Source organism: Pseudomonas sp. TH10 (genome assembly GCF_016651255.1).
Lineage (GTDB): Bacteria > Pseudomonadota > Gammaproteobacteria > Pseudomonadales > Pseudomonadaceae > Aquipseudomonas.
Genome location: NZ_JAEKEG010000008.1, coordinates 1 through 18,691, shown reverse-complemented (window position 1 = coordinate 18,691; position 18,691 = coordinate 1). Strand labels below are relative to the sequence as shown.

The window sequence follows — 18,691 nt, the reverse complement described above, 5'->3', positions numbered from 1 at the left end:
GGGTGACGGCGAAGCCTTGAACCGCATGCTCGACAGCGCCCTGCGGACCGAGGCCGACGCGGCCATGCTGGTGCTCGATTATCCGGCGGAATCGACCGGTGAACGCAAGGAATGCGACCTGTTGCTTGAGCTTTATTGCGCCGCGCTGGTGCGTCACGGCAAGACCGGTTTTGTCACCTCGGCGTTCCCCGAGCTGCTGCCGGCCAGCGCCCGCGAGCGCCTGCATGCCCAGGACGTGGCGGCGCTGCAAGGGGTCGAAGATGGCCTGGCTGCCTGGGGCCGCATTGCCGGTTATCAGCGTAATCGCCAGGCACTGCTGGCGCTCGGCGAGTCGGCACTGGTACCGCTGTGCCCTCGAGCTTTGACGGGTGAAGGTCGCCTGCTCAACGAGTGGGATTCGAAACAGGCGTTGCGCGCATTTGGCCTGCCGACGCCCAACGGTGTGCTGAGCACGTCGGCGAATGCACTAGTCGATGCCAATGGGTTGGGTTACCCGCTGGTGCTCAAAGCCGTGAGTGCACAACTGCCCCACAAAACCGAGGCCGGTGCAGTCGCGCTCAATCTGAAGGACGCCGCCGCCCTGAGCGCCGCGTTGCAAAAAATGCACGCGAGCATCGCCGATTACGCTCCGCAAGTGCCCTTCGATCAGGTGCTGCTGGAACCCATGGCCACGCCGCCCCTGGCTGAACTGATCGTCGGCATCAAGCGCGAAAACGACTTCGGCCTCGCGTTGGTTATCGGCGCCGGTGGCATTTTGGTGGAGTTGCTCAAGGACAGTCGCAGCCTGCTGCTGCCCACCACCGACGGCGCCATTCGCCGCGCGGTGCTGAGCCTGCGCAGCGCCGGTTTGCTGCAAGGTTTTCGCGGCCGTGAAGCGGCCGACCTGAACGCGCTGGTGGCGGCGATCCGCGCCGTGGCGGACTACGCCTGCGAAAACGCCGACGCCCTGCTGGAACTCGATGTGAACCCATTGTTGGTCGGCGCCCACGGCACGACTGCGGTCGATGCGTTGATTCGCCTCGGCCACGAGTGAGGATATGAACATGCAAACCAAGACATTGACCGGTGGCCAGGCCCTGGTGCGACTGCTGGCCAACTACGGCGTCGACACCGTGTTTGGCATTCCCGGCGTGCATACGCTGGAGCTGTATCGGGGCCTGCCGGGCAGCGGCATTCGCCATGTGCTGACCCGGCACGAACAGGGTGCCAGCTTCATGGCCGACGGTTATGCCCGGGTCAGCGGCAAACCGGGCGTGTGCTTCATCATCACCGGACCGGGCGTGACCAACGCGGCGACCGGCATCGGCCAGGCGTACGCCGACTCGATTCCGATGCTGGTGATCTCCAGCGTCAACCACACGGCCAGCCTCGGGAAGGGCTGGGGCTGTCTGCACGAAACCCAGGATCAGCGCGCCATGACTGCGCCGATTACCGCGTTCTCGGCGGTGGCGTTGAGTGCCGAGGACCTGCCCGAATTGATCGCCCGCGCCTATGCCGTGTTCGACAGCGAACGCCCGCGCCCGGTACACATTTCGGTGCCGCTGGACGTGCTGGCGGCGCCAGTGAATCGCGACTGGAGCAACGACGTGGTGCGGCGTCCGGGACGCGGCCCGGCCTCGAACACGGCCATGGAGCACGCCGCGACCAAGCTGCAAAACGCCAAGCGACCGATGATCATTGCCGGTGGCGGTGCCCTGCACGCCACGCAGGAGCTGCAAACCATCAGCACCCGACTGGCCGCGCCGCTGTTCACCAGCGTCGCCGGCAAAGGGCTGTTGCCACCGGATGATCCGCTCCACGCCGGTTCGAGCCTGTGCGTCGAGCCCGGCTGGAACCTGATCGCCGAAGCCGACGTGGTGTTGGCGGTCGGTACCGAAATGGCCGACACCGATTTCTGGCGCGAGCGCTTGCCGTTGACCGCCGAACTGTTGCGGGTGGACATCGATCCGCGAAAATTCAACGACTTCTATCCCTGTGCGGTGGCCCTGCAAGGCGACGCGCAACAGACGCTCGCCGGCCTGCTGGAGCGTCTGCCCGCCACCGACCGTGATGCCAACGCAGCAATCGCCAGCGTCGCGAAACTGCGTGATGCGGTGAAGAACAGCCACGGCCCGTTGCAGTCGATTCACCAGGGCATTCTTGAGCGCATTGCCGCCGAGCTGCCGGACAACGCCTTCATCAGCACCGACATGACCCAGTTGGCGTACACCGGCAACTACGCCTTCAACAGCCGCGCCCCGCGCAGCTGGTTGCACCCGACCGGCTACGGCACCTTGGGTTACGGCCTGCCGGCCGGCATCGGCGCCAAGTTTGGTGCGCCCAATCGGCCGGGCCTGGTGCTGGTCGGCGACGGTGGTTTCCTCTACACCGCGCAGGAACTGGCGACGGCGGTCGAGGAACTGGACAGCCCGCTGGTCGTGTTGCTGTGGAACAACGATGCCCTGGGGCAGATCCGCGACGACATGCTCGGCCTGGACATCGAACCCATCGGCGTGTTGCCGCGCAATCCGGATTTCGCCGCCCTCGGGCGCGCGTTCGGCTGCACCGTCACCCAGCCGCAAAGCCTGGCCGAGTTGCAGACCGATCTGCGCCATGGCTTCAAGCGTAACGGCGTCACGCTGATCGAGCTCAAGCATGCCTGCGCGCATTGATGTTCATTTTTTTGGCTTTTAAAAGGAGCAGGCCATGCGTTTTTCCGATCTGACCCAACGAATCGCCGGTGACTGGCGCCGCTGCCTGGGACATCCATTACCGCGCGCTGGCGCTGCAGGAACAGGGCGAAGACATTCTGCTGTTATCCGTGGGTGATCCGGATTTCGACACCCCGGTGCCGATTGTCCAGGCGGCCATCGACAGCCTGCTCAATGGCAACACTCACTACGCCGACGTGCGCGGCAAACGCGCCCTGCGCGAAGCCATTGCCAGGCGGCACCAGCAACGCAGCGGCCAGGCGGTGTCGGCCGACCAGGTCACGGTGCTTGCCGGTGCCCAGTGCGCGCTGTTTTGCGTGGCCCAGTGCGTGCTCAATCCAGGCGATGAAGTGATAGTCGCCGAGCCGATGTACGTGACCTACGAAGCGGTGTTCGGGGCCTGCGGTGCGGTGGTGATCCCGGTGCCGGTGCGGCCCGAGAATGGCTTCCGGGTATTACCCGAAGACGTGGCGGCGCGCATCACCCCGCGGACTCGCGCGCTGGCGCTGAACAGTCCGCACAATCCATCTGGCGCCAGCCTGCCGCGCACCACCTGGCAGGCACTGGCCGGGCTGTGCATCGACCATGACCTGTGGTTGATTTCCGATGAGGTCTACAGCGAATTGCTGTTCGAGGGCGAGCACGTCAGCCCGGCCAGTTTGCCGGGCATGGCCGAGCGCACCGCGACGCTCAACAGCCTGTCGAAATCCCACGCCATGACCGGCTGGCGAGTCGGCTGGACGGTGGCGCCGCCGGCGTTGGCGGAGCACCTGGAAAACCTCGCGCTGTGCATGTTGTATGGCTCCCCCGAATTCATTCAGGACGCTGCCGTGGTGGCGCTGCAAAGCAACCTGCCGGAGTTGCAGGCCATGCGCGATGCCTATCGCCAGCGACGCGATCTAGTCTGCGCCAGCCTTGCCGACTGCCCCGGCGTGCGCCCCCTGACGCCCGATGGCGGGATGTTCGTGATGGTCGACATACGCGAAACCGGGCTCAGCGCCCAGGCATTCGCCGACCGTCTGCTCGACCGCCATGGCGTCTCGGTGCTGGCCGGTGAAGCCTTCGGCCCCAGTGCCGCCGGGCATATACGCCTGGGCCTGGTGGTGGGGGCAGAACACCTGAGTGACGCCTGCCGGCGCATCGCCCGCTGCGCCAGTGAACTGATGGAGACCCGACACTATGCATGATTACACAGCGCTGTTTATCGATGGCCGCTGGCAGGCGCCGTCAGGGCAGGGCGTCGCCCAGGTGATCAACCCGGCGACCGAGACCGCCGCCGGTTCAGTGCCGCTGGGCGATGAACGGGATGTCGACAGCGCGGTAGCTGCGGCTCGGCGTGCCTTCGGTTCATGGTCTCGCACACCTTCAAGCGTGCGCGCCGGCTACATCCGCGCGCTGGCCGGGCAATTGCGCGAGCGTGCCGACGAAATGGCCGCAGTGATCACCGCGGAACTGGGCATGCCGGTGCAGTGGTGCCGTGCTGTCCAGGTGGACGGGCCCATCGAGGGGCTTGAGCAATACATCGAACTGGCCGGCCTGATGGATGTAGTCCGCGAGGTCGGCAACTCATGGGTGGTGCGCGAGGCGGTGGGCGTTTGCGCGTTCATCAACCCTTGGAACTACCCGCTGCATCAGTTGATCGGCAAACTGGCGCCGGCGCTGGCTGCCGGGTGCACCGTGGTGGTCAAGCCGAGCCAGGAAACACCGCTGCATGCGTTCTTCCTGGCGCAGATGATCGAGGAAATCGGCTTGCCTGCGGGGGTGTTCAACCTGGTCAGCGGGCCGGGTGCGAAAGTCGGAGAAGCGCTGGCCAGGCATCCGGACGTGGACATGGTGTCGTTCACTGGCTCCACCGGCGCTGGCGTTCGTGTGGCCCAGGCGGCGGCGCCGTCGGTCAAGCGCGTGTGCCTGGAACTGGGCGGCAAGTCGCCGCTGCTGATCGCCGAGGATGCGGACCTGGCCGCAGCGGTGCGCTATGGCGTTCAGGACGTGATGATCAACTCTGGCCAGACCTGCACTGCACTGACCCGCATGCTGCTGCCGGCGAGCCGTTACGCCGAGGCTGTGGAAATCGCCATCGCCGAGGCCCAAAGCTTGCGCATGGGCGATCCGCTGGACCCGCAGAGCTTCCTTGGGCCGATGTGTTCTGCGGCCCAGCGGCGCACCGTGCGCGACTACATCCAGGTCGGCCAGCAGGAAGGCGCACGGCTGGTGCTCGGTGGCGAGACTGACGAATTCGAGCGCGGGTTCTACGTCAGTCCGACGCTGTTCGCTGACGTCGACAACCGCATGCGCATCGCCCAGGAAGAAATCTTCGGGCCGGTGCTGTGCCTGATTCCGTACGCCGATGAAGCGCAGGCGATCCACATGGCCAACGACTCGCCTTTCGGCCTGTCCAGCGGCGTCTGGACCGGCAGCCGGGAGCGGGCCCTGGAGTTGGCCCGGCAGCTGCGTGCAGGGCAGTGCTTTCTGAACGGCGCGGCGTTCAACTATCAGGCGCCATTCGGTGGCTACAAACAGTCAGGCAATGGTCGTGAATGGGGGAGGAAGGACTCAACGAATTCGTCGAAGTGAAGGCGATCCAGGTATGACTCCCCCAACGTGCCAGCATTCAAGGAATACCCATGAAAGTATTGATCGTTCACGCCCATCCCGAACCCAACTCGTTCACCGCAGCCCTGCGTGACCAGGCTGTCGCGACACTCCAGGCCCAGGGGCACGAGGTCAAGGTCAGTGATCTGTACGCGATGAACTGGAACCCGGTGGCCAGCGCCGATGATTTTTCCTCGCGGGACAATCCCGACTACCTGGTGTATGCCCTGGAGCAACGCCTGGGCGTCAAGAGCCAGTCCCTGGCGCCGGATATCCAGCAGGAACTCGACAAACTGCTGTGGGCAGACCTGCTGATCCTCAACTTCCCGATTTTCTGGTTCTCCGCACCGGCCATGCTCAAGGGCTGGATCGATCGGGTGCTGGTGTCCGGCGTGTGTTATGGCGGCAAGCGTTTTTACGACCAGGGCGGTTTGAGCGGCAAGCAGGCACTGGTGACAGTCACCCTCGGCGGGCGCGAGCACATGTTCGGCGAGGGCGCGATTCACGGTCCGCTGCAAGACATGCTGCGTCCTATACTGCGAGGCACCCTGGCCTACGTCGGCTTCGATGTGCTGCAACCCTTCGTCGCCTGGCACGTGCCTTACATCAGCGACGAGGCCCGCAAGGGTTTCCTGCACGATTACCAGCAGCGCCTGGAGCACCTGAGCGACGAGCAACCACTGACGTTCCCGCGCCTGGCGCAGTTCGATGAGGCCCTTTATCCGCTGCCCGTGTGAGTGCACGTCACGCCGCTGGCGTTCATGCCGATGGACGCCAGGCCCCAGGTCTTTCTACACTGCCCGCAGTTCAGGGGACCAGGGGGCAATGGATGAATCGCAATGAACTACGCAAGGCCGACATCAACCTGATGGTGGTGTTCGAGACGTTGATGCTCGAACGCAACGTGACCCGGGCGGCCGAGAAGCTGTTTCTCGGCCAGCCGACCATCAGTTCGGCGCTCAATCGTCTGCGCACGATGCTCAACGATCCGCTGTTCATTCGCGTTGGCCATCGCATGGAACCCACCGCACGCGCCGAAGAGTTGATCAAGTATCTTTCGCCGGCCCTGGATTCGCTGTCGATCGCCCTGAGCCTGACCCACGATTTCGATCCCGCAGTCAGCACCATGACCTTCCGCATCGGCCTGTCGGATGACGTCGAATTCGGCCTGCTGCCGCCGCTGTTGCGGGCCCTGCGCCAGGAAGCGCCGAAAGTGGTGTTCGTGGTGCAGCATGTCGACTACTGGCGCATTCCCGACTTGCTGGCGTCTGGCGACATCACCGTCGGCATCAGCCAGACCCGCGGTCTGCCGGCCAACGCCAAGCGCAAATTGCTGCGGCACATCCAGCCCAGCATCCTGCGCGCCGATGCGTCCGACACACCGCTGACCCTGGACGAATACTGCGCGCGTCCCCACGTGCTGGTGTCCCACACCGCCAACGTCAGTGGCTACGCTGATGAATGGCTGGCAGAGATCGGCCGCACCCGCCAGGTCGTGCTGTCCGTGCCGCAATACAGCTCCTTGCCCGCGCTGCTGGCAGGCACCGACCTGATCGCCAGCCTGCCGGACTACACGGCCGAAGCCATGGCCGCGTCCGGTGCACTGTTCAAAGAGCCATTCCCGTTCAAGACTCCGACCCTCGACCTGTCGATGGTCTGGCTCAGCCACGTCGACACCGACCCTGCCGAACGCTGGCTGCGCAAACGCCTGGAAACCTTCATGAGCGCGACCGATCTTATGCCCCCAGCGCCGTGAGCCCGCAAACTCTGTGCTATACGTACGACCCTTCCGCCACTTCAGAGAGCATTCGACATGCCCCACCTGCACATGGAATACACCGCCAACCTGCCAGGCCTGAACGCCGACGTCGCCTTGATCCGGCTGAACAATACCTTGGTGGGGTCTGGCCAGTTCGCTGCCGAATTCGACATCAAAAGCCGCGCGATCAAGGTCGAGACCTTTAAGGTCGGCACCGCCATGGCCGAGCGTGGGTTTGTGCATGTGAAACTGGCGCTGCTCAGCGGGAGATCACCGCAGATCAAGAAGCAACTGTCGGAGAGCCTGTTGGCAGTGGTGCAGGATTTGTGCGAATGGCCAGCCGGTGTGGAAGTGCAGTTGTGCGTGGAGATTCTGGATATTGATCGGGAGTCTTATGCGAAGACGGCGGTTGGGCACTGATTGAGTTGGAGCTGTCAGCCAGTTATCTCCACTTGGGATTGGAACAGGCTCACCCATCACAGTGTGAGCCCTGGTCCTTGCGCTACTTGCTCTGACGGTCACATGCCAGATCGATCTGCTCGCGTAACCAGGCATTAGCGCCATCCTTCTCCATTCCCTGATGCCACTGCATATCCAGGCAAAAACCTGGTAACCCCACCGGCGCTTCGCAACACCCAAACCCGCCATCGCCAGCAAGCGCCTGTTGAATACTCTTCGGCAACATCACCACCAACTCCGTCCCCTTGATCATCTTCAATGCCGCGCCATAACTGTTGGCCCGCGCTACGATCTGGCGGCTGCGCCCCTGTTGCGCCAGCCAGCCGTCGACCATGTTACTGCTGGAAGTCCACGGGGTGGGGAACACGTGGCGGCGTTCGACGAGTTCGTCCAGGCTCAACCGGTGCTCGCCGGGGGCGGCGGGTTTGTCGAAGACGCAGACCAGTTGATCTTCCAGCAGCGTCGCCGACTTGATGTCGCCGTGGCTGGCGATGGAAGTTCGGGCCGAAGCAGATCACCAGGTCGAGGCTGCCGTCGCGCAGGGCGTCGGCCGGGCATGTCGGATTCGAGCTTGTGCACGTTGACGGTCACCGGCCAGTCGGCAAACGCGAAGTGCTTGAGCAGACGTGGCAGGATCAGTTGTTCGAAATATTCCGGGGCGCACAGGTTGAAGGTGGTTGGCCGCAGGGCGGGGTCGAAGGTCGTTGCGCCGGCGTGGCACAGGTTGATGTGTTCGAGGACTTTCAACACGTGCGGGTACATGCGGTCGGCTTTGTAGAGTGGGCTGCATGCCGGAACGACTGTAGAGGAACAACTCATCGGCAAAAGCCGCGCGTAGTTTCTTCAGGCAGTAACTCACCGTCGACTGGCTGACGCACAGGGCTTCGGACACGGCGGTGACGTTGTGTTGCTGGTACACGGCAACGAACACCATGAGGTCCTGCATGTCGAGCTTTCTAAGTACGTTGCTGTTGAGCATCCATTGCGTCTCGCAGTCCTTGTTGCGCAGGTGGGCGCAACAGTCTGCGAAGGATCCTAACGGATCGACGGAATCAGGAGAATCGTCCTTCAGTGAATGTGTCGAGCGTAGTGCCGGGGATCGAAGCGCAGGACCATCAGGATCATCAGCGCCACGACGGCAGTCAGGCCCCACCAGGCCCACTCGAAGCTGCCCAGATGATCGCGAATCATACCCGCGAGCAGTGGCGAGACACCGGCGATCAGGTAGCCGATGCCTTGCACGAACGCGGTCAGGCTTCCCGCACGTTGCGGATTGTCCAAGTGGTCCATGGACACGATCAGGCTCATTGGAAACAGCCCGCCAATGCCCAGCCCCAGCAGGCATGGCCACATCAGGCTCAAGTGCTGCGGGCCGAGGATCAGGCCGCAGAAGCCGGCCATGATCAGTCCCAGCAACACCACCAGCACCAGGCGGCGGTCACGGCTGCGGTTGGCGATGGCCGGGGTGGCCAGGCCGGACAGCACTTCCATGGCTGTCAGGAAACCCAGAAGCAAGCCGGCGTCCTGTTCGCTCCAGCCTTTTTCCACATAGTACGGCGCCAACCAGGCCAGCACGCAAGTGTAGGACGCGGTGCCCAGGCCGAAGAAGATGGCGAGCAGCCAGGCGCGGGAATTGTTGAAAAAAGACTGCCTGGTGGCCGACTTTGATTCGATCAGCGATTGCTGCGCGGGCTGTGCCATCCAGAAAATCAGGGCGACCACCGCGAGCGCGGCCCAGACTGCCAGGCCGACTCGCCAGCTACCGGTGCGAATCATCACCAGCGGGGCAAAGGCGGCGGCGATGGCCGCGCCGCCCATGATCGAGGTGACATAGAGGCCCATGCACAGAGCGACGTTGTCCCTGAAACGCGACTTGATCAGGGCTGGCATCAACGCCTGAATCAGGGCAATGCCCACGCCTGCCAGCACGGCGCTGAGAATCAGTTCGGCTGCGGAGTCGAGGAACAGTCGTGATGCGGTAGCCACACCGATGATCAGCAGGGAAAGGAACACGGTCCGTTGTTCGCCCAGGCGCTGGCTGACGCGGATGCCGAAGAACATGGCCACACCCATCGCCATCACCGGGAGCATGGTCAGCAGCGACGCCAGGCTGAAACTCAGTTCAATGTCCCCGCGAATCGCCGACAGCAACGGGCCGATGGCGGCCATGGAGGGGCGCAGGTTGAGCGCAACCAGGACGATGGCAAACATTAGTAGAAGGGCGGGGCGGGCGGTGGCGCGGACGGTTTCCATGGATCGGACCTTGAATGAGCAGGTGCCGATTAAGCCGGCGCGAGTTGGCGGGCGGCAAATCAGAAAGTCGTCTTTGGTATTTGGAAACTAAATAGTGCTGATTGTTTAGCCAACCCACACCCAAGGTTCTTCAAATGCCGATTTAATACCCCAACCACCCGTGTGACGCTGCTGTCATCTGTTTTGCACGGTTTGTCCTATGGACGGTTGCCCCGTCACACTTCCTTCCGAACTGGCCTTCTGGGCGCTGTGGCACTGCCGTCACGCGCGCCCGCCGGATTTCTGCGTTCTGCGTTGATTCATCAATAACCGGTCCCGGCACGTTTCGGGATCAATCGGGCAGCGCGTGCGCGCTTGCCTGACACGCAAACAAGAGAAATCCCATGAGCAGTGCCACGACCGCCTTCGCCACACAGCAGGAAGCCCTGACCTTTCTGGAACAGAATCCGGACATCGAGATGTTCGAGCTGTTTATCCTCGACAACAATGGAGTACCACGGGGCAAGCTGTTGCACCGCGAAGAACTGCTCGCCGTGTACGCCACTGGCCGCCCGCTGCCGAGCACTATCCTTGGCCTGACCGTACAAGGCGAAGACGTCGAAAACTCCGGCCTGGTCTGGGACGTCGGTGACATCGACTGCCGCGCCTATCCGCTGGCAGGCAGTCTGGTGCGTTTGCCATGGCGGCAGATTCCGACCGCTGCGGTGCAGGTCAGCATGCACCCGACCGAGGGCATGCCGGCCAGTATTGCCGACCCGCGCCACCTGCTGATCAAGGTCATCGATAGCCTGAAAGCCGAGGGCTACTACCCGATCATGGCGTGCGAACTGGAGTTCTATCTGCTCGACGCCAAACGCGATCACAACGGTCGCCCGCAACCGGCGCTGGACGCTGACGGCGGTCGACCGCGACACACGCAAGTCTATGGTTTGCGCGAGCTGGAACAGATCGAACCGTTCCTCGCCGACCTCTACAGCGCCTGCAAACTGCACGGTATTCCGGCGCGCACGGCGATCTCCGAATACGCACCGGGGCAAGTGGAAATCACCCTCGAGCACGGCGATGCGCTGGAGGCAATGGACGAAGCGGTACGCTACAAGCGGCTGGTCAAGGGGTGGCGCACAAGCACGGGATGACGGCGTGTTTCATGGCCAAACCGTTCGATGACCTGGCGGGCACCGGGATGCACATGCACGTCAGCCTGGCGGACTGCGAGGGTAACAACCTGTTTGCCAGCGAAGCGGCGGACGGCACGCCGCTGCTCAGGCATGCGGTCGGCGGCATGCTCAGCACCTTGCTGGATTCGTTGCTGTTGTTTTGCCCGAATGCCAATTCCTATCGCCGCTTTCAGACCAACAGCTACGCGCCGCTGGCTGCTACCTGGGGCGTGGACAATCGTACGGTCAGCTTGCGCGTGCCCGGCGGCCCGGCGTTTTCCCGGCATATCGAGCATCGCATTTGTGGCGCTGATGCCAACCCGTACCTGGCGGCGGCGGCGATCCTGGCCGGTATCCATCGCGGCATTCTTGAAAAACTCGACCCCGGGGCACCGGTGGAAGGCAATGGCTATGCCCAGGCCAAGGAATTACTCCCCACTGACTGGCTGACCACCCTGCGCGCGCTGGAAGCGTCGAGTTGGGCGCGGGAGGCGTTCGGTCCTGAATTCCTCGGGGTCTACCTGGCGGTCAAGCGTGCCGAGTATCGGCAATTCATGGGCGAGGTCGGCGAACAGGATTGGCGCTGGTACTTGCACCAGGCCTAAGGGCAGGCTGAATCATTCTCAAATATGCTGCAAGTTTGATCAATGTGCCATTAGCCAACTAATCGTTGGCTAATTTTTCACAAAAAATTGATGGTTGGCTGCCTAGAGTTAATGTCGCCGGGATAAATGATTTTTTCACATTTGTCCCAGGCGCCTCTCTTCAGGAACTGCCGACATCATGTTGAAGTTAAAAGCCGTTCGCCCCGAGTGGGTGACACTTGCTGCCAGTGTCTTTTTATTAACAGGTTTTAATTTCGTACTGTGGCAGCACCTGGCCGAGATCACCGCCAACGACGGCCAGGGGCTGGCGATGCGGATCGCGTTCGGGGTGATGATCCTGGCAGCCTTCAACATCGTGCTGACATTGCTGGCGTTTCGGCCTGTCCTGAAACCTGCACTGACGCTGATCTTCCTGTGCAGCGCCGGGGTAGCGTACTTCATGAGTCAATATGGCGTGCTGATGGACATTGGCATGCTGCGCAACTTTGCCCAGACCAACGCAACGGAAGTTCGCGATTTACTGTCAATTAAGTTGCTGGCTTATATGTTGTTGCTTGGGGTTTTACCCTCCTGGTTGTTGTGGAAGTTGCCTGTCAATTATCGGCGTTGGCACCGCGAGCTATTAAGCAAAGGGTTGGTGAGTTTGGCGTCGGCTGCGGTCATTGGAGCGATTGCGCTTATTAACTATCAAGGCCTGTCCTCATTGTTTCGCAACCACCACGAATTACGCCTGATGGTGGTGCCAAGTAATTATATTGCTGCCTCGCTTGGCTTTATTAAGGAGCAGGTTGCGACGGCACAGCGCCCCTTTGTGAAGATCGGCGAAGACGCTCAGCGCAATCCCGATCTGAAACTTCAACCGCGTAAATCACTGACGGTGCTGGTGGTGGGCGAAAGTGCCCGAGCCGAGAACTTCGGCATTCTTGGCTACGGTCGCGATACCACGCCCAAACTGGACCAGGAAGCTGGGCTGATTGCTTTTACCGACGTGCATTCCTGCGGCACGGAAACCGCGGTTTCGGTGCCCTGCATGTTCTCCAACATGGGCCGCAAGGATTACGACGCCAGCAAGGCAAAGAACGAAGAAGGCCTGCTGGATGTGCTCAAGCGCGCCGGTATCGACGTGATCTGGCGCGATAATCAGTCGGGTTGCAAAGGCACGTGTGATCGGGTGACGTTGCAGGATGTCAGCAACTTGAAAGATCCGGTGTTGTGCGCCAACAGCGAATGCCGCGATGAAATCCTTCTGCAAGGCCTGCAAGGTTTTATCGATCATCTGGACAAAGACACCGTGTTGGTACTGCACCAGATGGGCAGCCACGGCCCGGAATACTTCAAGCGTTACCCCAAAGAGTACGAGCACTTCACGCCTGTCTGTGAAAGCAATGCACTGAACAATTGCAGCCGTGAAAGTATCGTCAATGGTTACGACAACACGCTGGTGTATACCGACCATGTGCTGTCGAGTCTGATCGATGTATTGCGCAGCAATCAGGACAAAGTCGACACGGCGATGCTGTACCTGTCGGATCACGGGGAGTCGCTGGGCGAATACAATCTGTTCCTGCATGGCACGCCCTACATGCTGGCGCCGGAGCAACAAAAGCATGTAGCGATGCTGGCGTGGTTTAGCGACAGCTATCAAAAGGCCTATTCGGTTGACACCCACTGCCTGCAGATGAGCCGCGACAAACCGTTGAGCCAGGACAACCTGTTCCACTCGATGCTCGGCCTGCTGGAAGTGAAGAGCTCGGTCTATCAGCCCGACCTGGACATGTTCGCCGGGTGCCGCGGCGCGGTGATCGATGGAGTGCTGGCCAAACAGTAGGACAAGCGAAGCGGCCTGCACCCCGTAAACCTCCGCCCGTCAGACATTTCTTGCCGTCATGTACATCTTTTCGTTACAGCTCTTGCCCTCTGCAGGCGCGTAAATCGCCGGTGGCGATATATACTGCGCGCCATTCTTCAAGGGAGAGCCGTGTGGCCATCGATATTCACTGGATTCGCGACAACGAAAGCCTCGCGCAGTTTTGCGCCGAGTGGCAGCAACTGCCGTTCGTTGCCCTCGACACCGAATTCATGCGGGTCGACACCTTCTACCCGATTGCCGGTCTGTTACAGGTTGGCGACGGCAAACGCGCCTACCTGATCGACCCGCTGACCATCAATGCCTGGCAACCGCTGGCCGCGTTACTGGAAAACCCAGCGGTGCTCAAGGTGGTGCACGCGTGCAGCGAAGACCTCGAGGTGTTGCTGCGCCTGACCGGCAGCCTGCCGGCGCCGTTGTTCGACACGCAACTGGCCGCCGCCTATCTGAACCTCGGCTTCTCGATGGGGTATTCACGCCTGGTGCAGGCAGTACTGGGCATTGAGTTGCCGAAGGGCGAGACCCGTTCCGACTGGTTGCAACGTCCGTTGTCCGACACGCAAATCAGCTACGCCGCCGAAGATGCCGTGCATCTGGCGGAGGTTTTCGTACAACTGCGGCCGAAACTGTCTGACGACAAATTCAACTGGGTGCTGGAAGACGGCGCTGAGCTGGTTGCCAATCTGCGCCGCGAAACCGATCCGTACGAGGTTTATCGCGAGGCCAAACTGGCGTGGAAACTCTCCCGCGCGCAACTGGCTGTACTGCGCGAGCTGTGCGCCTGGCGTGAAACCGAAGCCCGCGCCCGTGACCTGCCGCGCAACCGCATCGTTCGTGAGCATTCGCTGTGGCCGTTGGCTCGCACGCAACCGGACAATCTCGCGGCGCTGGGCAAAATCGAAGACATGCATCCGCGTACCGTGCGTCAGGACGGTCAATTTCTGCTTGATCTGATCAAACGCTCTGGCAGTGTGGGGCCTGATCAATGGCCGCCGGCCGTGCCGGAGCCTTTGCCGGTCGAAGCTGCTGCGTTGATCAAACAACTGCGTGCACTCGGTCAGGTCGAGGCAGAACGCCTGGACATGGCGCCAGAACTGATGCTGCGCAAGAAAACCCTCGAAGCACTGGTCAAAAGCGGCTTCCCCGAGGGCCCATACCAATTGCCTGAGTCGCTGCGTGGCTGGCGCCGCGAACTCATGGGTCAGATGCTGCTCGACAGCCTGGCCACCGCCGGAGAACAGCCTTGAAACGTATTTGTTCCATTTATCGAAGCCTGAAAAAGAACGAGATGTACCTTTATGTACTCAAGAGCGATGCCCTGGAGCGCGTGCCGGAGAGCCTGATGGCGGCGTTCGGCAAGCCGCACCACGCGTTCGACCTGGTGCTCACGCCTGAGCGCAAGCTGTCGCGCGAGGACATCACGGTGGTGCTGGAAAACCTCGACAAACAGGGTTACCACCTGCAAATGCCGCCCGCCGAAGACGAGTACATCGAGCACCTTCCGGAAGAGTTGCTGCGACGCAACGACCCGATGTAATCGGCCAAGGCGGCGAGCTTCCCTGAAACACTGGAATTGATATCTGGCGATGACCGCGCGATGGAGGCTGACTCCAACGGCGGTTGTCCGCACTGTTTTCGAAAGGTTTGAACCATGCGCGTTCTGATTGCTGAACACGACCATCCTGTGTACGCCCAACTGTTGCGCCAGGCCGCGCCTGAGCTGGAAGTGCTGACCAGTGGTGACTCCGCCGAACTGGCCAGCCAGGCTGCCGACTGTCCGGTCTGGCTGGGCCAGCCGGATCTGCTGGCGAACCTGCTGCGTCAGGGTCACCAACCTCAGTGGCTGCAGTCGACCTGGGCGGGAATCACACCGCTGCTCGCCGACGGTTTGCCACGGCACTACCGTCTGACCCGGGCGGTGGGGATTTTTGGCCAGGTCATGGCCGAGTACGTACTTACCTATCTGCTGGGTCACGAGCGCGAGGTGTTGCCGCGCCTGGTCAGCCAGGTCGAGCGTAAGTGGGACAGTCGCCAGGGCCAGAGCCTGGCGGGTCGCAAGGTGTTGATCGTCGGGACTGGCGACATCGGCCAGACCGTTGCCCGTTTTCTGCAGCCCTTTGGCGTCGAGTTGTACGGCATCGCCAGCGAAGCCCGCGAGCAGGCACCATTTGTCGAGGTCGGCACCCTGTCGGACCTGCCTCGGCTGGTGGGTGAAATGGATTACGTGATCAACCTGTTGCCGAACACGCCTCACACCCACGATCTGTACGATGCTGCGCTGTTCAAGCAATTCAAGCCCACCGGGTTGTTCCTCAATGTGGGTCGTGGAGTCGCGGTAGTCGATGCCGATCTGGTGGAAGCCTTGAAGGAAGGGCATCTGGCCGGCGCGGTCATCGACGTCTGCCGCCAGGAGCCATTGCCGCAGCGGCATCCGTTCTGGACAGCGTGGGGCTTGCTGCTGACCGGCCACAGCTCGGCACCGACCTCACCTTCGATGATGGTGCAACTGTTCGTCGAGAATCTGCGGGCGTACCAGGCGGGCGAAGCGTTGCGCGGGGAAGTGGATTTCAGTCGCGGGTATTGAGTCGTCTCCGAAAAGGTCGCAGCCTGCGGCAGCTCCTACAGGGCCATGTGTTGTACACCTGTATGAGCTGCCTAAGGCTGCGATCTTTGCTTTAGAGGGTGAAATCACCCTCAGCCGCCAACTCGGCCAACGGCCGACGCGGGCTTGGCAACTCGCGTGCCTGCAGGTATTCCGCCAGGGTCGCCTTGTCCCCCAACTTGCCCACAGCCACCGCCGCGTGCAGGGCATAACCCTCGGGGATGTTCAGTTCCTTGCGGGTCAGCGCCTGGTCAAACCCGGCCATGCCGTGAGTGTGCCAACCGCTGATGCTCGCTTGCAGGGCCAGATGCCCCCAGGCCGAACCGGTGTCGAACGTGTGCCACAGCGCCGGGGTTTCTTCACTGGCGCCCGGGGCGGTGAAGCTGGTCTTGGAGATCACAATGATCAGCGCCGAGGCATGTTGCGCCCAGCTGCGGTTGAATTCGTTCAGCAGGCCGAGGTAACGCTCCCAGTTTGGCGTGTCGCGACGTGCGTACAGGAACCGCCACGGCTGCGAATTGTAGGCCGAGGGCGCCCAGCGTGCGGCTTCGAAGAAGCTCAGCAGCGTTTCCTCGGGAATGGCTTCGCCGGTGAATGCGCGGGGCGACCAGCGGTCGGTGAACTGTGGGTGGATAGCGTAATCGGCAACACGCGGGTTGGCACTCATCGACAGATTCCTTGCTTGGTATGAAAGTGGGCGACGCAAAACCCTACGTGGCGGCGTCAAAACTGACAAGTGAGTTCTACCGGCAGTCGCCAATGCTTGGCCCGCAGGGCCTGTGGCACTAGACTGGCGGCCTTTTCACCACCTGATGTTGATGTTTGAACCATGGCCGCCAAAGTCGAACCGTTCTGGATAAGCAAAACCCTCGATCAACTCGATCAAGAGGAATGGGAATCGCTGTGCGACGGCTGCGGCCTGTGCTGCCTGCAAAAACTCGAAGATGAAGATGACAACAGCGTCTATTACACGCGAATCGCCTGCAAGTTACTGGATTTGAAGACCTGCCAGTGCAGTGATTACCCGAACCGTCGAGCATCGGTGCCAGACTGCATCCAGCTCACGCCTGGCAAGGCCGACGAGTTCAAATGGCTGCCACCGACCTGCGGTTACCGCCTGGTCAGTGAGGGCAAGGACCTGCCACTCTGGCACCATCTGGTCTGCGGTGATCGCGATGCGGTGCACCATGAACGCATTTCACAATCAGGGCGCATGCTGGCCGAAGGCAGCGTGGCCGAAGACGATTGGGAAGACCATCTGATTTTCCGCGCGGGTTGATTGTCCGCTCGCCACAAGGAGTGTGTATGGCTGTGGGTTTGCTGCGAGTGCTGCTGTTCGGCCTGCTGGTCTTCAGTACGCCGGTGTGGGCGGCAAAGAAAGTCGACCTCGATTACCACGTGCGCCTGTTACCGCAGAGCGATCAGGCCGAAGTGCGCCTCACATTGGCCAAAGGCGAAGCGGTGCGCAGCCTCGATTTCGACCTCGGCGATGGCAGCCATTACAGCGACTTCAAAGCCGACGGCCAGTGGTTGCTGAACCCGGGCAAACAGGCGCGCGGTGTCTGGCGCCCCTCCAGTGAAAAAGCCAGCCTGACCTACCGCGTACGCATCAGCCACGGCCGCAAGAACGGCAGCTTCGACACGCGCATGACGCCCACCTGGGCGCTGATGCGCGGCGACGATCTGGTGCCCGCCGCCAGGCTCGATCAGCAGGACGGCATCGAGCTGGTGTCGCGTCTCGAGTTCGAGTTGCCGACGGGCTGGAACAGCGTCGAAACCGCTTGGCCGCGCATCGGTAAAAACAAATTCCGCATCGACAACCCGTCACGGCTGTTCGACCGCCCGACGGGATGGATGCTCGCCGGCCACCTTGGCAGTCGCCGCACGCGCCTGGGTGAAACCGAAGTGACCGTGGCCTCGCCTCAAGGGCAGGGCATGCACCGCATGGACGTGCTGACGCTGCTGACGTTCATCTGGCCCCAGGTCCAGGCGGTGTACCCTCGGCATCCGACCAAACTGCTGATCGTCGGCGCCAGTGACCCTATGTGGCGCGGCAGTCTGGCGGCACGTGAATCCATATACCTCAACTCCCGGTTACCGCTGGTCAGCGAAAGCGGCAGCAGTGCACTGGTGCGCGAGTTGGCCCAGCTGTTTGCACGCATCAATGATAAGCAGCGCAGCGACTGGATCAGTGAGGGGTTCGCCGAGTACTACGCTATCGAACTGGTGCGCCGGGCGGGCGGCATGAGCGATGAGCGGTATGCCAGCTTGCACAAAAAATTGGCGCGAGAGGGCGAGAAGGTGAAGACCCTGCGCGGCGAGCAGGTCGATTCGGCGCAGATTGGCAGGGCGGTGTTGCTGCTGGGGGAGCTGGACCAGGAGATACGCATCAAGACCCGCAACAAGCGCTCGCTGGACGATGTGCTGCGTGGGGCGATGCGATTGGAAAGTGTAGATACCAGGGAATTTGTGCAGTTGGCCGAGAGTGTGATTGGCGAGCCTTCCAGCGTTCTGGATACCGGGTTACTCCACTAAGTCACAAGATCGTCGAACGCGGCCCGACCCTCCGGCAGCTCCTATAGGTATCGAGTCGTTCTCACATCTTGTATACGACTGGTTACTGTAGGAGCTGCCGAAGGGTCGGGCCGCGTTCGGACGATCTTTTGCCCTTAAACCCCAGTCTTCGGAGAAACCAGCGAATCATTGC

Annotated in this window: 13 protein-coding genes and 4 pseudogenes; 14 read left to right on the top strand and 3 right to left on the bottom strand. The window is 61.8% G+C overall.

Annotated elements, in window-relative coordinates:
* The 7 genes and pseudogenes from JFT80_RS01000 to JFT80_RS00970 form a co-directional block, all read left to right on the top strand.
* Positions 1 to 1,033, top strand: a 1,033-nt coding sequence (locus JFT80_RS01000) for an acetate--CoA ligase family protein (protein WP_201146615.1), incomplete at its 5' end; no start/stop codon positions are given.
* 10 nt (positions 1,034 to 1,043) lie between these two features.
* Positions 1,044 to 2,651, top strand: a complete 1,608-nt coding sequence (locus JFT80_RS00995) for a 5-guanidino-2-oxopentanoate decarboxylase (protein ID WP_122838615.1) — start codon at positions 1,044 to 1,046, stop codon at positions 2,649 to 2,651.
* A gap of 34 nt (positions 2,652 to 2,685) precedes the next feature.
* Positions 2,686 to 3,877, top strand: a pseudogene (locus JFT80_RS00990) (pyridoxal phosphate-dependent aminotransferase).
* A pseudogene (locus JFT80_RS00985) lies at positions 3,870 to 5,281 on the top strand (aldehyde dehydrogenase family protein). Before JFT80_RS00990 ends, JFT80_RS00985 begins: the two co-directional pseudogenes overlap by 8 nt.
* Before the next feature lie 33 nt (positions 5,282 to 5,314).
* Positions 5,315 to 6,019 (top strand): NAD(P)H-dependent oxidoreductase, encoded by a 705-nt coding sequence (locus tag JFT80_RS00980; RefSeq protein WP_122837842.1) that lies wholly within the window; start codon positions 5,315 to 5,317, stop codon positions 6,017 to 6,019.
* 92 nt (positions 6,020 to 6,111) lie between these two features.
* Entirely contained in the window at positions 6,112 to 7,038 is a 927-nt protein-coding gene (locus JFT80_RS00975; protein ID WP_201146614.1) for a LysR substrate-binding domain-containing protein, read from the top strand.
* Positions 7,039 to 7,095: 57 nt separating this feature from the next.
* On the top strand, positions 7,096 to 7,461 hold the full coding sequence (locus tag JFT80_RS00970; protein ID WP_201146613.1) for a 5-carboxymethyl-2-hydroxymuconate Delta-isomerase: 366 nt from the start codon (positions 7,096 to 7,098) through the stop codon (positions 7,459 to 7,461).
* Between the two features lie 82 nt (positions 7,462 to 7,543).
* Here JFT80_RS00970 and JFT80_RS00965 read toward each other — a convergent pair.
* A pseudogene (locus JFT80_RS00965) lies at positions 7,544 to 8,479 on the bottom strand (LysR family transcriptional regulator).
* Between the two features lie 89 nt (positions 8,480 to 8,568).
* Positions 8,569 to 9,753 (bottom strand): cyanate transporter, encoded by a 1,185-nt coding sequence (locus tag JFT80_RS00960; protein WP_201146612.1) that lies wholly within the window; start codon positions 9,751 to 9,753, stop codon positions 8,569 to 8,571.
* A gap of 383 nt (positions 9,754 to 10,136) precedes the next feature.
* Here JFT80_RS00960 and JFT80_RS00955 point away from each other — a divergent pair.
* From JFT80_RS00955 to JFT80_RS00935, 5 genes and pseudogenes are all read left to right on the top strand, one after another.
* Positions 10,137 to 11,515: pseudogene (locus JFT80_RS00955) on the top strand (glutamine synthetase family protein).
* Between the two features lie 178 nt (positions 11,516 to 11,693).
* Positions 11,694 to 13,343: a phosphoethanolamine transferase gene (locus JFT80_RS00950; RefSeq protein ID WP_201146611.1), complete on the top strand. Its 1,650-nt coding sequence runs from the start codon at positions 11,694 to 11,696 to the stop codon at positions 13,341 to 13,343.
* Between the two features lie 152 nt (positions 13,344 to 13,495).
* Complete coding sequence (rnd, locus tag JFT80_RS00945; protein ID WP_201146610.1) at positions 13,496 to 14,629, top strand: ribonuclease D; 1,134 nt, start codon at positions 13,496 to 13,498, stop codon at positions 14,627 to 14,629.
* The gene (locus tag JFT80_RS00940) at positions 14,626 to 14,919 is read left to right on the top strand and encodes a YcgL domain-containing protein (RefSeq protein ID WP_008036150.1); all 294 of its coding nucleotides are present in this window, start codon (positions 14,626 to 14,628) and stop codon (positions 14,917 to 14,919) included. The genes rnd and JFT80_RS00940 overlap by 4 nt, the downstream gene beginning before the upstream one ends.
* Before the next feature lie 114 nt (positions 14,920 to 15,033).
* Positions 15,034 to 15,966 carry a D-2-hydroxyacid dehydrogenase gene (locus JFT80_RS00935; protein WP_122837850.1) on the top strand — a complete coding sequence of 311 codons (933 nt, stop codon included), beginning with the start codon at positions 15,034 to 15,036 and terminating at the stop codon, positions 15,964 to 15,966.
* 91 nt (positions 15,967 to 16,057) lie between these two features.
* Here JFT80_RS00935 and JFT80_RS00930 read toward each other — a convergent pair whose 3' ends face one another.
* Positions 16,058 to 16,651 (bottom strand): nitroreductase family protein, encoded by a 594-nt coding sequence (locus tag JFT80_RS00930; RefSeq protein WP_045058737.1) that lies wholly within the window; start codon positions 16,649 to 16,651, stop codon positions 16,058 to 16,060.
* Between the two features lie 162 nt (positions 16,652 to 16,813).
* Here JFT80_RS00930 and JFT80_RS00925 point away from each other — a divergent pair, with 162 nt between their 5' ends.
* On the top strand, positions 16,814 to 17,263 hold the full coding sequence (locus JFT80_RS00925) for a YcgN family cysteine cluster protein (protein ID WP_045058736.1): 450 nt from the start codon (positions 16,814 to 16,816) through the stop codon (positions 17,261 to 17,263).
* Positions 17,264 to 17,289: 26 nt separating this feature from the next.
* Positions 17,290 to 18,519 carry a hypothetical protein gene (locus JFT80_RS00920; RefSeq protein WP_201146609.1) on the top strand — a complete coding sequence of 410 codons (1,230 nt, stop codon included), beginning with the start codon at positions 17,290 to 17,292 and terminating at the stop codon, positions 18,517 to 18,519.
* Positions 18,520 to 18,691 lie beyond the last annotated feature (172 nt).

What these genes read in the sequence shown, in the direction of transcription:
- JFT80_RS00995 (WP_122838615.1), top strand. Translation starts at nt 1,044, where the DNA reads ATGCAAACCAAGACATTGACCGGTGGCCAGGCCCTGGTGCGACTGCTG.
- JFT80_RS00980 (WP_122837842.1), top strand. Translation starts at nt 5,315, where the DNA reads ATGAAAGTATTGATCGTTCACGCCCATCCCGAACCCAACTCGTTCACC.
- JFT80_RS00975 (WP_201146614.1), top strand. Translation starts at nt 6,112, where the DNA reads ATGAATCGCAATGAACTACGCAAGGCCGACATCAACCTGATGGTGGTG.
- JFT80_RS00970 (WP_201146613.1), top strand. Translation starts at nt 7,096, where the DNA reads ATGCCCCACCTGCACATGGAATACACCGCCAACCTGCCAGGCCTGAAC.
- JFT80_RS00960 (WP_201146612.1), bottom strand. Translation starts at nt 9,753, where the DNA reads ATGGAAACCGTCCGCGCCACCGCCCGCCCCGCCCTTCTACTAATGTTT.
- JFT80_RS00950 (WP_201146611.1), top strand. Translation starts at nt 11,694, where the DNA reads ATGTTGAAGTTAAAAGCCGTTCGCCCCGAGTGGGTGACACTTGCTGCC.
- JFT80_RS00935 (WP_122837850.1), top strand. Translation starts at nt 15,034, where the DNA reads ATGCGCGTTCTGATTGCTGAACACGACCATCCTGTGTACGCCCAACTG.
- JFT80_RS00930 (WP_045058737.1), bottom strand. Translation starts at nt 16,651, where the DNA reads ATGAGTGCCAACCCGCGTGTTGCCGATTACGCTATCCACCCACAGTTC.
- JFT80_RS00925 (WP_045058736.1), top strand. Translation starts at nt 16,814, where the DNA reads ATGGCCGCCAAAGTCGAACCGTTCTGGATAAGCAAAACCCTCGATCAA.
- JFT80_RS00920 (WP_201146609.1), top strand. Translation starts at nt 17,290, where the DNA reads ATGGCTGTGGGTTTGCTGCGAGTGCTGCTGTTCGGCCTGCTGGTCTTC.